The organism is Clostridium sp. chh4-2 (assembly GCF_002899675.1).
GTDB lineage: Bacteria > Bacillota > Clostridia > Lachnospirales > Lachnospiraceae > CHH4-2.
Window position 1 is genome coordinate 46,144 of the sequence record NZ_PKUU01000023.1, and the last position, 16,691, is coordinate 62,834.

Annotated in this window: 11 protein-coding genes; 3 read left to right on the forward strand and 8 right to left on the reverse strand. The window is 47.1% G+C overall.

All coding sequences use genetic code 11. From position 1 onward, the window contains the following. Positions 1 to 4: 4 nt before the first annotated feature. Positions 5 to 1,099: a M20/M25/M40 family metallo-hydrolase gene (locus C0033_RS20690; protein ID WP_103229809.1), complete on the reverse strand. Its 1,095-nt coding sequence runs from the start codon at positions 1,097 to 1,099 to the stop codon at positions 5 to 7. 196 nt (positions 1,100 to 1,295) lie between these two features. Here C0033_RS20690 and C0033_RS20695 point away from each other — a divergent pair, with 196 nt between their 5' ends. Further along, positions 1,296 to 2,345, forward strand: coding sequence for a helix-turn-helix domain-containing protein (locus tag C0033_RS20695; protein WP_103229810.1), 1,050 nt, complete (start codon positions 1,296 to 1,298; stop codon positions 2,343 to 2,345). Positions 2,346 to 2,349: 4 nt separating this feature from the next. Here the strand turns inward: C0033_RS20695 and C0033_RS20700 are convergent, their stop codons facing one another. From C0033_RS20700 to C0033_RS20725, 6 genes are all read right to left on the reverse strand, one after another. Beyond that, the gene (locus C0033_RS20700; RefSeq protein ID WP_103229811.1) at positions 2,350 to 3,705 is read right to left on the reverse strand and encodes a GH1 family beta-glucosidase; all 1,356 of its coding nucleotides are present in this window, start codon (positions 3,703 to 3,705) and stop codon (positions 2,350 to 2,352) included. Positions 3,706 to 3,721: 16 nt separating this feature from the next. Continuing rightward, complete coding sequence (locus C0033_RS20705; protein WP_103229812.1) at positions 3,722 to 6,223, reverse strand: glycoside hydrolase family 2 protein; 2,502 nt, start codon at positions 6,221 to 6,223, stop codon at positions 3,722 to 3,724. Between the two features lie 27 nt (positions 6,224 to 6,250). Continuing rightward, entirely contained in the window at positions 6,251 to 7,255 is a 1,005-nt protein-coding gene (locus tag C0033_RS20710; protein WP_103229813.1) for a D-2-hydroxyacid dehydrogenase, read from the reverse strand. Between the two features lie 27 nt (positions 7,256 to 7,282). Then, positions 7,283 to 8,152 carry a carbohydrate ABC transporter permease gene (locus C0033_RS20715; RefSeq protein WP_103229814.1) on the reverse strand — a complete coding sequence of 290 codons (870 nt, stop codon included), beginning with the start codon at positions 8,150 to 8,152 and terminating at the stop codon, positions 7,283 to 7,285. Between the two features lie 14 nt (positions 8,153 to 8,166). Then, the gene (locus C0033_RS20720; protein ID WP_242984566.1) at positions 8,167 to 9,096 is read right to left on the reverse strand and encodes an ABC transporter permease subunit; all 930 of its coding nucleotides are present in this window, start codon (positions 9,094 to 9,096) and stop codon (positions 8,167 to 8,169) included. A gap of 65 nt (positions 9,097 to 9,161) precedes the next feature. Next, positions 9,162 to 10,754 carry an extracellular solute-binding protein gene (locus tag C0033_RS20725; protein ID WP_103229816.1) on the reverse strand — a complete coding sequence of 531 codons (1,593 nt, stop codon included), beginning with the start codon at positions 10,752 to 10,754 and terminating at the stop codon, positions 9,162 to 9,164. A 330-nt stretch (positions 10,755 to 11,084) separates the two neighbouring features. Between C0033_RS20725 and C0033_RS20730 the strand changes: the two genes are divergently transcribed. Next, positions 11,085 to 13,346 (forward strand): helix-turn-helix domain-containing protein, encoded by a 2,262-nt coding sequence (locus C0033_RS20730; protein WP_103229817.1) that lies wholly within the window; start codon positions 11,085 to 11,087, stop codon positions 13,344 to 13,346. 610 nt (positions 13,347 to 13,956) lie between these two features. Here C0033_RS20730 and C0033_RS20735 read toward each other — a convergent pair. Beyond that, on the reverse strand, positions 13,957 to 15,510 hold the full coding sequence (locus C0033_RS20735) for an ABC-F family ATP-binding cassette domain-containing protein (RefSeq protein WP_103229818.1): 1,554 nt from the start codon (positions 15,508 to 15,510) through the stop codon (positions 13,957 to 13,959). Between the two features lie 239 nt (positions 15,511 to 15,749). Here C0033_RS20735 and C0033_RS20740 point away from each other — a divergent pair, with 239 nt between their 5' ends. Then, the gene (locus C0033_RS20740) at positions 15,750 to 16,664 is read left to right on the forward strand and encodes a putative ABC transporter permease (protein WP_103229819.1); all 915 of its coding nucleotides are present in this window, start codon (positions 15,750 to 15,752) and stop codon (positions 16,662 to 16,664) included. Positions 16,665 to 16,691: the final 27 nt, after the last annotated feature.

Consider the following 16,691-nt stretch of genomic DNA (forward strand, 5'->3'; position numbering starts at 1 on the left):
AATTTTAAAAAGCGGTAATAATTGCATCGGTCAGCCGTTCCATGGCATCGAGATCTTCCAGATATACACATTCCCTTGCGCTGTGCGTATTATGGATATTTATACCTACGGGAATTGTTCTGATGCCTAAATTGTTGGTACATGATGCGTCGAGATATCCAAAGGATTTTGCAATCTTCATCTCAATGCCGGCCAGGTCATAAACATGTTTCATACGTTCTATCATATCGGCATTTTCATCGAAAAATGTCTCATGAACCATAATATTTTCATTTACCTTGCATTCACAGTGGGATTGCTTCGCGATGTCGTAGATAATGCGTTTCACATCGGCGATTGTCCGCTCAAACTGCTCGTTTCCAAAGCTTCTGATCTCCAGGTCAAAGCGGGCGTATTTGGGAATGATATTGGTTCTTGAAATGGATACGAAATTTGAAACATTGACGTTTAAATTGTCGTTGACCCTTCCGAGGGGAAGTCTTGATACGATCTCCGCGGCGGACTGCAGCGCATTGATCCCCGAAGCCGCATCCACAATTACATGGGCTTCGCGGCCGATCAGTTCCACATTCATCTGAATCACGCTTGGCGTCCGGGCCAGGATTTCTCCGGTCACATAGTGGTCGATGACTACGGCTTCTTCACTGTCAATCTTAGAATAGTCCGCATATTTTGATCCCTGCAGACCCATCTCCTGACATACCGTGAACAAAAGTTCCAGCGGCCGCATTCCAGATTCCATCTGCTTTTCAATGGAATGAAGCACCAGGGCAATTGCCAGTTTTCCGTCAGCTCCCAGAATCGTAGAACCTCTGCTCTGCAAAATCCCGTTTTCCACATAGGGTTCGATGTTATTGCCCGGAGCCACCGTATCCATATGAAAAACCAAAAGCAGGGGCTTTAAATGGGGTTTTCCCTTCGTCTTAGCCAGAATATTCCAACCATTTGTAACCACTTCCGGGCCCAGCTCCTGCCGTTCATAAGGAATGGACAATTGATGGAGCTCATGTTCGATTAACTCACAAAACGCTTTCTCATTATGAGATTCACTTCCGCATCTTACATACCGCATAAAGCGGTCTAAAAGTGTGCTGGCCATTACCTCCTCCTTTGCTTATAGACTTATATTATCATAAGGGTTTTCACAAATCTATCGTTCATACCATGTAAAAAAAACCGTCTTTATTGTATATATGCACAAAAATATATGGTTAATCATCATAAAGTTTGTTATAATACAAAAAATAAAATTTTTATATCGGATTCGGATATGAAACAGTACCGGAGGTAAAACCATGATTGACCGCAGAATTATGCATGAAGTAGTTGACAGCCTGAGCGGAGTTATTAATCTCCCGCTTCAGGTTTGCGATACCAGCGGATGCGTCTACGTATCCACGGACCCTGCCGCTATCGGCCAGATGAATCTTCTGGCCATCGAAGCGCTGAACGCCAATGCAAAAGTCACCCGGATGAGCGGAGCGGACGTATCCGGAGCCGCCATTCCCATCACCTACCATTCCAGCAGAATCGGGGCCCTTGTCGTCGAGGTGGCATCTGCGCTGGAGCAGAACACGCTGGAAATCCTGCGAAAAAGCGTTGAGCTGATCTATGCGGAAAAAATCGCCGCCCAAACGGCGCTCACTTCCAACACGGAAAAAGACCAGTTCCTGTTCGAGTGGCTTCAATACAGAGACGATTATAACGACCGTTTCATAAAGCGGGGAAAGAACCTTGGAATCGATATTACAGAGGAAATGACCGCCCTTTTGATTGAAAATGATCCGGCCAATACATTTACCTCAATCCCGGTACTGCAAAATATCGTGGGAGAGAATAATTACGTGCTGCCCGCCGAAGCCGGGGATACCTTGGTCATCCTCCGCAGGGAACCTCATATGGAGAAAAAGATGAACCGTGTAAAGACCGTATGCAGGGAATACCCCATCGGAATCAGCGGACAAAAAAAGCACCTGTATACCGTATATACAGATGCTCTCCGAAGCCTTCAGCTTGGTAAGGCCCTCTTCCCCAATGAAAAATTATTTACCTATGACCGGATGAAGCTGGCTATCACCTTGTCCGAAATGGCTGATGCAGAACTGAGCGATACATTTCGGCAATTGACCGACAAGGGGCAGAATGCACACCTTGACGAAACGGTCATCGCATATCTGCAGTATAACGGCGACATCACCGCCGTATGCGAAGCGCTCCATATTCACAGGAACAGCATTCAGTACCGTATGAAACGCATCGCATCCCTTTGCGGCAAGCACCTTGATAATTATTACGATCTGCTGTACTTGTACGCTTCTTATATTGCTTACACTATAAAAACATGATTTTTTACAGATATTCTCCGTTTTCTTTAATTATCTGTTTGTACCAATAGAAAGAGTCTTTTGGTATTCGTTTTTGGGTGGCATAATCTACGTAAACGATGCCGAACCGGTCATTGTATCCTCTTGCCCACTCGAAATTATCCATAAAGCTCCATTGGAAATAGCCTGCGATCCGGGCGCCCTCTTCCGCTGATTTTTTGAGCCATTTCAGATGGCGGTGAAGGTAATCGATTCTCTGAGGATCGTGGACTTTTCCGTCTAAATGCACCCAGTCATGGGAAGACATTCCATTTTCCGTGATGAAGATCGGCGTTTTATAGCGCTCATAAAGGAACTTGGTTCCCCAGTAAAGACAGTCGAAATTCACATGCCATCCGATTGCGGTCTTTGGATCGCCTATGGGATAGGGCACGGTCTCCGGATTGCCTTCTGCGTCCGCCCGGGTGGGAACGCCCCGGTAGATGTTCTGGCCGTAGAAATCCAACGGCTGACCGATTATTTTCATATCATTCTGACCGATTGACGGCAGATCCGCTTCCAGAATCTTCATTCCGTCTTCCGGATAATGTCCCAGTAAAACCGGATCGCTCCACCAGGCGGCATTCCAGGACCAGTCTCCGTTTACAGGCATTTCGAAAAATGCGCGGCGGGCGGCATTGATATCTTCAGCGCGTTCCGTTACCGGTACAGGCACGTTGGATGTGGGCGCATAGCCGATTTTTGCGTCAGGAACCGCACTTCTGACCGCCTGCACACCAAGGCCGTGGGCCAGCAGCACATGATGGGCCATCTGAAGTGTTTCTTTCCTGCCGTATTTATGGCCCGGCGCATGCACTCCGTCCACAAATGCCAGGCCGATAAATACCTGCGGTTCGTTAAATGTCATATAGTTCTTCACCCGGTCGCCGAGGCGGGAGGCGATGAGGCCGGCGTATTCGGCAAACCATTTGGGGGAATCCGGGTTCATCCAGCCGCCCCGGCGGTACAGCTCATAGGGCATATCCCAATGGTACAGCGTGAGGTACGGGGTAATTCCGTATTTCAGCATTTCATCCACCAGATCGCTGTAAAATTGAATGCCCTTTTCATTTACCGTTCCGGTTCCCTGGGGCAGAACCCGGGGCCAGGATACGGAAAACCGGTATGCCTGAACGCCCAGTTCCGCCATCAGTCTGATGTCTTCCTTGTAACGGTGGTAATGGTCGCATGCAATGTCCCCGTTATGGCCTTCGAATATCTTTTCCGGCTGGTGGCTGTATATATCCCAAAGCGACAGCCCTTTTCCGTCTTCCTGTGCGGCTCCTTCAATCTGATAAGAGCTGGTGGCTACACCCCAGACAAAATCTTTTGAAAAACTCATCCCTATCTCCTCCTATTTACAGTTCCAAATCAATTATCTGCTCATCTCCCAGACTGCCTATATGCAGTTTAAGCGGGATATCTGGATTCACGTGTTCCAGCGCTGTGATCTTAACCAGCTTCTCCTGCCCTGCCATCATTGGGAAATAATTGTCTTCACAGACGATCTTCCGATCGCATTCTATTTCCAGCATCTGCACCATTCCTTCTGAATGGACGGTCAATTCCCACTGGCCCTGCCCCGTCTTTTTAGCGGAAGCCTGTATTGGTTTTTTCACCAGTTCCAATTCTCCATATGGGCAGAACAGAAGCAGATCCTCGGAAACGATGCGGCCGTCCGCATAGGCGCGCACAAAAACAGTCTCTTTAGTGCGGTCCCGAACCTTAGAATACAGCTGTTTAAGCGTTAATGCGGTCAAAAGTTCACCGGACTGGCAAACCGTCTCTTTGTGGAATTCCTGAAGCACGGTTCCCTCTTCGTCTAAGTGGAATGCATCCAGTCTGACATTGGCGGAAGAAGGCAGATGGTTGGAAAGCATCACCCTCACATCACACAGATCACGGTAAGGGAATATGGATATTCCGCTGTACAAACGCTGAACCACATAATAGCTCATCATCGGGCGGCCGTCATAATCCACGCATCCGAACTGGAACAGAGGGCCTCCCTTATTAAAGGACCAATAGATAATTCCGTTGTTGGACGGGCCGGTAAAACGGAACTGGCTCAGCGCATTATAATCTGCCCTGGCCTGTTCCACCTCAAGCGCATGAAGGTAACCGCGCAGGGAAGTGACGTCAAACCAGCTGCTGAACGGCCTTCTGTTAAAAAGCGGGAGGGAAGTAAGCTTCGCCCATTTTTCCGCCCATCCGGCGCCTTCAAACTCCTTTAAATCCAGACCCATATATTTTTCCAATGTTTCCGGGCGGGAATAGCTTTCCGTTGTCCAGCAGGTTTCGCTTACAAACAAAGGATCTTTAAATGCATTGTAATAATTGCCCCAGCAGTGGCAGTCGCCTTCGGCAGGTGACTGACAGTATTTCCCTCCGTGAGGAGAATTGCAGATATAGGGCAGTTCCGGGCAAATTCTCTTCACCAGGCCCGGCACATGTTCTAAAGGCAGGGAACTTCCGTAAAAACGGTCCAGTTCCTGCTGCCAGCCGTATTCATCCCATCCCTCCAACTGCTCGTTGCCTCCGCAGACTAAGCAGATGCATGGATGGGAACGGATGGTTTTCAGCACGCCTTCCGTCTCTTCCAAAAATTCCCGCACAAACTCAGAATCGTAATCCGGGTACACGTTGCTGTGCAGAAACAGGTCATGCCAGATGAGAATTCCCCTTCGATCGCATTCCGCAAAAAACGAATCATCCTCCACAGCGCCTCCGCCCCATACGCGCACCAAATTCACATGGCTTTTTTCAAGCAGAGTGAACATGGCATCATACTGTTCTCTGGTTCCATACACCTTTAAATAATCAAATGGTATGTAGTTCTGCCCGTGAGCGTAAATCTTCTGCCCGTTTACGGCAATGTAAAATGTCTTCTGTCCCGTCTCCGTCCGTTCCACAATTTCCACAGTACGGATTCCAATCTGCCTCTCCGTTTCATCCGTCACCGTCTCTCCCTCCATGAGGGAAACTTTCAGCGTATAAAGATAAGATTCTCCATACCCCGCAGGCCACCACAGATTCGGATCGGTAACCGTAATCCCGGTTTCCCGTTCTTCTTCCAAAGCGTCATAACCGGTTTCCCAGACACAGGTTCCGTCCTTTTTCATCAGGGATATCCGCACTTTTGTATCCGCACCTGCGTTTTTAACGCTTACGCTCACCCGTCCGCGGGCAGTCGGCCCGATCGCATCCGTAGCGTAGGATACGTCTGAAATATACGCGGCCGGGTAAAAATACAGCTCCACAGGCCGGTTGATCCCGATTCCCAACACTCCGGTTCCCACATTTAGCAGGCTGGAATTTGTGAAAAAGCTGCGCTGGTAACGACGGATCAGGGATTTTCCCAGCAGGCCTTCCGTTCCATCCCCTCTTTTCAAGCACTCTGCGGCCCCGATCTTATCCTCAATCATGCGCGAATGGGCTTGAATGCGGATTTGAAGGCGGTTATGTTCCAAAACCAGAACGGAGGCATCCACCTTAAATTCATAGCTTCGGTATGCATTGGCCGTTTTTCCCAGGAATACTCCGTTTAGCCAAACCTCTGAAAATGTGTCCACACCCCATAATTTGAGAATCACCGTACCGTACATTCCGTATTCGGACGGGGCGTCAAATTCAGTTTCATACAGCCAGTCGCTCTTAGCCACCCAGGCGGCGTCAAAGGCGGCCTGAGTGCCCGCATATGGGTTATTAAGCCTGCCGTGGCGCATCAGATCATACTGCACGCAGCCCGGCACTTCCGCTTTCATGGCGTCCTTTACAGCCGTAGGCTGTATATGATCCGGCAGATTGGAATCGTATTGTCCCACGCTCCAGTCCGTCAGTTCTACTTCTAATTTTCTCATATCGCGGCTCCTTTGTCATCTTTGATCTCATTCTTTCGGCCTTGTTTTCGTATAAACATCCCTGTCGGCCAGCTGGTTTCTAAGCGGCCGTCCTTCCCGGTAACGATTTATATTGTCACAGATAATCTCCAGGGACTGAGCCACCAGATCAGGCATTTCCGGCGTGCAGTGGGGAGTGATCACCATATTTTCCAGGTCCCACAGCGGGCTGTCCCCGCTTAAAGGCTCATATTCAAAGGTATCACAGCCGGCTCCTGCGATCTCGCCGGACGCTAAGGCTTTTGCAAGGGCTTCTTCGTCCACAATCGATCCTCTTGCCATATTGATTAAAAGGGCGGTGGGCTTCATAATTTTAAATGCGTGCTCATCGATCATATGATAGGTTTCATCGGATAACCGGACGGATAATACGACGATATCGCTGCGCTTCAGCAGTTCATCCACGCTTTCCCCTTTATCCGCGCAGAATATTTCATCAACGCCTTCCGGCAGGGTGTCACAGCTTCTGTCATATCCCAATACGTTCATACCGAATACTTTAGCGCGTTTTGCCACTTCTTTTCCGGTAAATCCCATGCCGATGATGCCCATGGTTTTTGAATACATGCCCCGGCTTTCCACGTACATGCGGCCGCCCCAGATATGGTTCTTCTGCTGGGCCGATACATCATGGATTTTATAGATCAGGGACAGAGCCAGAAAGAAGGTGTGTTCCGCCAGCACAGGGCCGGATCTGCCTGCCGATCCGCTCAGCATGATGCCCCGCTCAAATATCTCCGGGCGGGCGGAAAAGTTAAGTCCCGCATGGTCGCAGTGAATCCATTTCAGATTCTTTCCTTCATTCAGAATCTGGTCGTTTAAATCGCTTCCAAGAATAGCCACATCCGCTTTCTGAAGGGCTCTTGAAATGCCCTCTACATCATTTTTATCCACTTTTATGATCTCGGCAGGAGCCAGCGCATCCGCCAGCTTATCCCAGTGCCACCCATCGTATGCTACAGTCGTCAGTACGGTTGAAATTTTTCTTTCCATTTTTTATTCTCCATTCAATTTAATTAACTAGCCCTTTACGGAGCCCACCATTACGCCTTTTGCGAAATGTTTCTGTAAAAACGGGTAAATACACATAATCGGCAGCATGCTCAGCACCACGGAAGCCATACGCATGGTTTCCTGAGGCGGAGCCGTATCGTTAAAGGACTGGGCCACGCCGGAGGCATCCGCATCGATTACCAGCTGTTTTACCATCAGCTGAAGAGTCCATTTTTCCGTATCCGATATGTACAGCATGGCGTCGAAATACGTGTTCCAGTGCATTACGGCAAAAAACAGGGTAAATGTGGCTATAATCGGCATGGACAGCGGCAGGATGATCTTAAAGAACACGCCCACCTCGCTACATCCGTCAATCCTCGCCGCCTCCTCTAAGGACAGCGGAATGGATTTAATGAAGGAACACACCACTACCAGATGCCACGCACTTGTCAGGGAAGACCAGATCAATGCCCAGTAGCTGTTAAGCAGACCCAGCTTCTGCACCACCAGATAGGTGGGGATGGTTCCTGCGTTGAAAAACAGGGTGACAATGACCATTCCGTAGATCAGCTTATGTCCCGGAAGCTCTGTTTTCGTCAGGCCGTAGGCCATGGACAGAGTGACCGCTAGATCCAGCACGGTTCCCACAATGGTGATGAACAGCGTGCTTTTTAAAGAATTGATGTAGCTGTGTGTCGACAGAATGTACTTATAGGATTCCAGCGACCATTTAGGCGGCAGCAGGTAAAATTTAAACGGTTCATATGCGGCCGGATCTGTAAATGAGATGCTGAGCACGTACAGAAACGGCAGCACACACATCAGCGAAATCACCAATACAACTGCAGATATGATCAGATCGCCGGCAGATAATTTCTTTTTTTTCGGTTTCATTTCCATTCACCCCCTTAATAGATCCCTTCGTATCCCATTTTTTTCACGATCCGGTTGGAAACCCATACGAACAGACATCCAACCAGGCCCTTGAATACGCTGACCGCAGATGCAAAGCTGATATTTCCCTGGATAATACCCAGCCGGTATGCATAGGTGTCGAATACCTCTGCCACGCTGTTGACGGAAGGATTGGCCATCAGCAAAATCTGTTCGAATCCTACGTTTAATATGGTTCCCAGCTTGAGAATCAGCAGCGTAACGATTGTAGGAGCGATGGCCGGCAAAGTTATGTACCAGATTTTCTGCAGACGCCCGGCCCCATCCATAACTGCAGCCTCATATTGTTCCATATCCACGGCCGAAATCGAAGCCAGGAAAATGATGGTTCCCCAGCCCGCCTCTTTCCAGATGTTCTGGGATACAATAATGCCCCAAAACAGCTTTGGTTCGGACAAAAATGATACGGTAGGGCTGCCCATAGTTGCCAATGCTTTATTCACCACGCCCACATCCACGGACAGCAGGAAAAACGTCATGCTGGCTACGATAACCCAGGACAAAAAATGGGGCAGATAGAGCATGGTCTGGTTAAACCGTTTGAACTTCTCATTTTTAATTTCATTCAATAACAGCGCCAGCACAATCGGCACCGGAAAATGAAATAAAAGATTCAGGAAATTAATACACAGGGTATTGCGCAGCATCAGATAAAAATAATCATCCTGGATCAATTCCTTAAAATGCTTCAGGCCGACCCACTGGCTTCCCGCCATCCCCACATAGGGGTTGTAATCCTGAAATATAATGCCCAGCATTCCCATAGGGATGAATTTAAAGATAATAAAGTAAATAATCCCCGGAAGCATCAGCAAATACACATACCGTCCCTGATACATGCGCCTTAACGTCCGCCTGTAAGGGGTTTCTTTTGCGTTCGGCACTCCCATTCCTCCTTCTTTTTAAAAAGCTATTACATAGAGATGTAATAGCTTTTTAACTCATTCTTCTATTCTGATACAACCGCCTTATAGCTGGCAGCAAATTCCTGATAAGCTTCTTTCATCTCAGGCTTTGCATTTAATTCGTCAACATAAGCCCGGTAATCGTCCATGGAGATCTGGCCGGTAACAGCCTGAACACCTTTGGCAGCCCAATCCTGGGAATATTTAGGCCATACGTTGATCCATTTCTGGCTTGTGGCAATATAGAACGGATTGGTGCGGGCTTTTTCCAGATAACCGTAGCTGTCGAACAGTTCTCTCTGAGCCTGGTTGTATTCTTCCGGAGCAGCCGTACTGTCGATCTTCATAAATGGGTTGTACATTAACGGGAGCACCTGCCATGGCGCGCTGGAGCCCATCTCCTGATCGCGCAGCTCTGTCATCACTTTTTCTCCGTTAACAACATTGTAGTGAACGCCTTCCACGCCATATGTGGTCAGGTCATAAAATTCTTCCGTGGTAGTTTTCTCAAAATAATCCAGTATCTTCAGCATTTTTTCTTCCGGAACCGCTTTGGATATAAACATGCTGTCGATTACGCCTGTTCCTGCGTCCACCGCATAGCATCCTTCTTTTCCTTCCAGCAGCGGAACAAACTGTGCAACCGCATCCGGATTCTTTTTCTCAAGGGTCTTTGTAAATGGATAGCACCAGCGGCCGGACTCATTGATCATGGTTACGGCTGATCCAGACTGGAACATCTCTGTGGCCTGGGTTGGCTTCATAACGGAAAATTCTTTGGACAGAATGCCTCTTTCATACGCTTCCCTCATCCACTCCACATAGTCGGTGAATCCCGGAGTCAGTTTCTGGTATACCAGACCGCCTTCTTCATTATAATAAGGATCGTCCACTCCAAATGCAGACGCCAAACCGCCGCTTCCTCCTAAAAATACATCCTGCTTGGAAACCAGTCCTACCATATTAGGATTCTTCTCAACCACCGCTTCCAGCACATCCAGAAGCTCATCCATGGTATTCGGCATCTCCATTCCGGCGGCTTTTACAAGATCTTCACGTATGATCGGCGCTCCCTGAACCTTCGGCACACTCTGTGGAATTCCGTAGATGCGTCCGTTGATTCTGCTTGTCTCCCATGCTTCAGGCGCTACCTTATCCCTTAAATTAGGATAATTGCTGAAATCTCCCAACACATCGGTCAAATCCCAAAATGCGCCGTTTTGCACTGCATTGATAAAAGAAGGATCGTTCAAATTCTTTGATAAGTTCGCAACTAATACTTCCGGAATCTGTTTGGAAGCCAAAATCAGGTTTAATTTTGTCGTATAATCCCCATCCGGAATCCATTCTACCTTTAATTCCGTATTTGTTCTTTTCTGATATTCCTGCCAATATGTATTGTTCATATCAGGAACCTGGTCAAACAGACGAACCGTCATCTGAATCTTTAATGGTTCTTCATTTTGTTCCCGGGTTTGATCCTGGCTTTGTTCCTGGCTTTGATTCTGACCCGGATCTTTGCTCTGCGCCTCTGTCTTCGCTTCTGTTCCCTTAGATGCCGGTGCACTTCCGCACGCTGCTAAGGATCCTACGGTTAATGTAGCGGCCAGCAATCCTGCAATGGCTTTCTTTAACATAATAAAAACCCCCTGTTATTCATTTTAATTTGTTGTTTGTTGTTGGGATGTGCACATCCGTTTGATGATCTTACTGTAACCCTTCTTTCCTTTTTCGTAAATATTTACTTTCCTTTTCTGTGATTAAATCCTATGATCTGCCGTTGTAACTTTCTACTTTCGTGATAACATTCTATGGATTCACCCTATAATTCATCGACAATCCGGCTTTTTCATATTATACTTTTTTATAGAAATATCGTGATTTTAAGGATATGGAACAGTCACAAGATATCTTATTAAAGATTTAAATCACAATTAAGATTTAGATCAGGGGAGGGGTCAAATCGTATGAGGATTTCGCGGCGTCATCAAAACAGGTCTGTATTATGGAGAAATGTTATTCTGCTGTCTCTGCTTCTGCTATTTCCCATCTGCTCCCTTCTCTATTTTGTGCTGCGGATCGGTACGGAAAATCTGCTGGACTACACTCAGAACAAAGAAATCCAGCTGCTCTCCAATTATACCAACGGCCTGGATTCCAATCTGATCACAGCGGATAATTTAACCAACCAGCTTCTGTTTGATAATGACGTGATGACTGTCCTGTCGTCTGATCCGGAAGAACCGGATTATGCAGCCATAAAATCGGTCCTGCTCAGCATTGAGCGGATGTACTACTCCAATCGTTTTATCGAATCCATCTACCTTTATGATACCATCCATCCTTACATCCTGTCCGATGCGATGATTTATAAAAAAGACTTTACGGACACCGAAGTGCTGGAAGACGATCTCTATTCCTCCACCGGACTAAAGCCACTTCGCACGGTGGATCGGAGCACAGCCGTAACGCAGGCGAAACCGGTCACGCTGCTCAGCTATGTAAAACAGGTGTATAACCACAGCGCGGGGACTCCGGTCACAATAATCGTCAACGTGCATCCGGAAGCATTTGCCACCCTTAACAATACCGGCCAGCCAACCGGATCGTTTTTTATTCTGGATTCCGGTCTTTCACCTCTTTATGAATTTCAGACGGATCATGTGCCAAAGGCTGAAATTCTGGACGATTTTTCCAACCTGCTGGCCCAACAGGAGAAATCCGATTCCCCAGGATGGTCTGCGCTGACCATTCACAAAGAGAAATATTTTTTATGTTACCAGTTTCTGCCGGATTTCGGCCTGTATACCCTGTCCGTACAGAATTACACTTATTTCACGGACAGCATTATCCAGACCACCGGAAGTCTGGCGCTGCCATTTGTGGTCATCATTCTGATCTCCATACTGGCAATCTTATTTGTCTCCTACCTGCTGTACCGGCCGCTAAAACAGCTGCTTCAGAAGTTTGAGATTCCCATGCATTTGCTGCCTCAGACCAATCAGCCCAATGAATACTATCTGCTGTCAAATGCCATGTCCAATCTGTATGAACAGAAACGGGAGCTGGAACAGCAGTATACGATCACCCGGTCCTATGCGGAGACCTATTCGCTTCACGAATTTTTGATTGCTTCGGAATTTAATAAGGAAGATTTCCTCCAGCTCAGCTCTACGCTGAAGCTGACATTGGAGCACCCGTTTTTTTACCTGCTGCTTCTTAAATTTAAGCAGCCAATTCCAAGGGAGATACGGAAATCTTTTTCCGACACGCTGTCCCGCCTGGTTTCCGACTCCTTTTACAATATCACCATAACGGACCCTCATAATCTCACCGTTTTGCTGAACACGTCCCTGAGCGCCGAATCGGTTCTTAAAATCGCCGGCTGCTTAAAACAGGAGTTCACGGACAAAAAATATACGGCAATTATCGGCATCAGCACTTGTTTTGATGAGATCGAGTCCATTCCGACTTATTATAATGAGGCCTTAAAAAAGCTGCATGAACAGCCGTTTACCGCCTTAAATCAGGCGGAAATCATCAATCTCAACCCGGAAGAAAACAATGGGGAGAACATTTATCCAAAACCCGATTTAGATACTCTGCTGACCAAAATAGCGGAACAGGACCGGGATGGAGTGCTGTCTGCCGCCCTCGATCTGCTTGAACCATATACTTCCGTGCCGGAAAGCAATTATCTCTATTTAATTTACCTGGTTTTTGAAATAGAGAGCTCCGTATATAAACATGTGGTATCCTTAGGCGGCGTCTATGATAACCCGGAATACAATAATTACCAGCTGTACCGGCGGATCAGGGAAACGGATGATCTCTTTTCTCTTAAACATAACCTGCTGTCCTTTTTGGAACACAGCCTGGACCTGCTGCAGCTGAAAAGCCAGCGCCAGTACAGCGACATAATCGGGCAGGTGCTCGAATTCATTGGGGAAAATTACAGTTCAGATATTTCAATCGTAGATATAGCAGAATATGTCCATCTCTCCCCCAACTATCTGAGCAACCTTTTTAAAGCTGAGAGAAATGAAACATTATTAGAAACGTTAACCACCGTCCGCATGGAAAATGCCAAAAAGCTTCTTGACGATCCCTCCCTGCGCATTAAAGATGTGGCTGCACTGGTAGGTTATAACACAGTACAAAGCTTTATTCGCTATTTCAAAAAATACTATCATGTCACACCGGAACAGTGGCGTAAAATTAATCAATAGCAGATATACTTTTTTAATTCTTTCGTTATTGTTTTTATTATTTTTTTATGGAATAGCCATACTTTACTCACAAATAGCTGGCATAATATAAGAGAACTAGTTAATAAAACTTTTTCATACTCATACGGGATGCAAAAGCATCCTGCCCCTATAACATTTTCTTATTTACATATTATACCTACCATTCCTAAAGTGAAACCAAACGCCTGCCAACCCCGCAGGCGTTTGGTTTTTTACTTGTACCAAATATTTTTTTAATCAGGCCAGCGAAAACCAGCACGAAAGAGAAAGCCGGAACGGGCCGCAGGGCCGACGGCAGAAGATAAAGACATCTGGGATCGTATGGAACCCCTAAGAGATACTTAGGCCCATAAGAGCAGAACGAGGCAGGTAGAAGCTGAATTCCGAATCAGCTTCTAAAGCGCCACTGAGCCGTGAAGTCATAAAGAGTTCACTGCGAATGGCGCTGGCCTGTCTCGTTCTGCCCTTATGGGCCTTAGTATCTCTTAGGGGTGAATCCCGAATTCCATTTGGCTTGTTCTTCCTCCTCCGGCCCGAATGCCCCTTGAACGCTTCGCCTTCCTGGTTCGCCTCCCGATTCCGTGCGTATCTATACTAAAAGAGACCATTCACTGCAATCCCACACCTTTGTGGCCAATCCTTCGTAAAATTCAGGTTCATGGCAGATCAGCAAGATGCTTCCCTTATAGGCCTTCAGCGCCCGTCTCAGTTCTTCTTTGGCCTCCACGTCCAGATGGTTGGTGGGCTCGTCCAGTAAAAGGATATTGGTCTCCCTGTTTATCAGCTTGCACAAACGCACTTTTGCCTGCTCCCCGCCGCTCAGCACGCGGACCTGGCTTTCGATATGTTTTGTGGTCAGACCGCATTTTGCCAGAGCTGCGCGGACCTGGTACTGAGTATAGGAAGGAAATTCTTTCCAGATCTCCTCAATACATGTGGTCTTGTTCCCGGCAGCCATCTCCTGCTCGAAATATCCGATATACAGGTAGTCTCCAAGCTCTACCTCACCGCTGATTGGCTGGATTAATCCCAAAATGCTTTTCAAAAGCGTCGTCTTTCCAATTCCATTGGCGCCGCGGAGCACGATCTTTTCTCCCCGCTCCATCACAAGATTTAAAGGTTTTGACAGAGGTTTGTCATAACCGATCACAAGATCGTGGGTTTCAAACAGGTACTTTCCTGCTGCGCGCGCTTCCATAAAGTTAAATTCAGGCTTTGGTTTCTCCCGGGCCAGTTCGATCACTTCCATCTTATCCAGCTTTTTCTGCCGCGACATGGCCATATTTCTGGTGGCAACACGGGCTTTATTGCGGGCAACAAAATCCTCCAGCTCAGCGATTTCCTGCTGCTGGCGCTTGTATGCGGCCTCTAACTGGGACTTTTTAACCGCATATACTTCCTGGAATTTATCATAATCTCCTACATAGCGGTCCAAACGCTGATTTTCCATGTGGTAGATCAGGTTGACCACGCTGTTTAAAAACGGGATATCATGGGAAATGAGAATGAATGCATTTTCATAATCCAAAAGATACCGTTTCAGCCATTCGATGTGCTGCACATCCAGATAGTTGGTCGGCTCGTCCAATAAGAGGATATCCGGCTTTTCAAGCAGCAGCTTACCCAGTAAAACTTTTGTTCTCTGGCCTCCGCTCAATTCCGTAACGTCTTTGTCCAGACCGATCTCATCCAGCCCCAAAGCGCGCCCTACTTCTTCCACCTTGGCATCTATAATATAGAAATCATGGGCCATTAAAAGATCCTGAATCGTGCCCAGTTCTTCCATCATCTGATTCATTTCCTCTTCGGATGCTTCTCCCATCCGGTCACAGATGTCATTCATGTGGGCTTCCATGTCGAAAAGAAATGCAAAGGCGCTCTTTAAAACATCCCGAATGGTCATTCCCTGAGCCAGCACCGCATGCTGGTCCAGATATCCGACGCGGACATTTTTCGCCCACTCCACCTTTCCTTCGTCCGGCATCAGCTTGTCGGTAATAATATTCATGAATGTGGATTTTCCTTCTCCATTGGCTCCGATCAGCCCAATATGTTCTCCCTTTAATAAGCGGAAAGAGACATCCTGGAAAATGGCTCTGTCGCCAAATCCATGGCTCAGATGCTCTACATTTAATATACTCATCTTTAAAACTCCTTCGTATCCAAAGGGTATTCCCCTCCTTACAGTGTCTTTCCTATTTTATCGGATAACCTTCGGAATGGCAAGGGGAAAATCGTGCCGGAACGTAGGTTTTGTTCAGCGTTTATCCTTATCCGCAAACTCCGGTAACCACTGAGGCGGATAATCTTACGTACAGTTGCATTTTTTATAAAAAACAACTATTATAATAATCAATGGCTTTGAGTAAAGGAGATTCATCTATGTACACATACGCTTGGTATCACTGGCTTACATTTTTCTATATTTATTGTTTTTTCGGCTGGATCTTTGAATCCACCTATGTATCCTTAAAGCAGGGCCGTTTCGTCAACCGCGGCTTTCTCCGCCTTCCGCTGCTTCCGCTTTACGGCACCGGAGCCGTGATGATGCTGTGGGTATCCCTTCCTGTAAAAAACAACCTGTTTCTCGTCTATATCTCAGGCGTAATCGCTGCGACGATCCTGGAATATGTTACAGGCTATGTTATGGAACGGTTATTTAAGATGAAATACTGGGATTACAGCAACCAGCGCTTTAACATCCATGGCTATATCTGCCTCAGTTCTTCTATCGCCTGGGGATTTTTAACTATATTTATGACTGAAATTGTCCATAAACCGGTGGAAGACCTGGTGCTTCATCTAAATCCGGTGCTGGAACTGACGCTTCTTGGCATCATCAGCGCTTCTTTCGTGGCCGACTCCATCCAGTCCGTACGGGAAGCTCTCGACCTTGGCCGCGCTTTGGAGGCCATGACAAAGATGAAAGCCGAATTGGAGGACATACAGGTTCAGATGGCGCTTTTAAAAGCCGAAACCTCCCAGCGCGTCAATGATTTCAGGGAAGATACGGCTTCTAAGGTCAATGAATTAAAGGTTTTAAGAGAAGACGCAGCTCAGAAGCTTGCGGATTTGAAACAGGATACCGCAATGCGCGTTGCCGGACTGAAGACCGAGACAGAAACTGCTTTAAATGCCCGTCTGGAGCTTTTGACTGAAAACAGGCGGAAGATGAAACAGCATATGACATTTTATAAAAAAGGACTTTTGCGGGGTAACCCTTCTGCTTCTTCCAAGCGGTTTGCCGAGGCATTAAAGGAGCTTAGGGAAACGATTGAGCAGAAGAAATCCGCCTGATAACATTCACGGGTACAATAAAAAAAT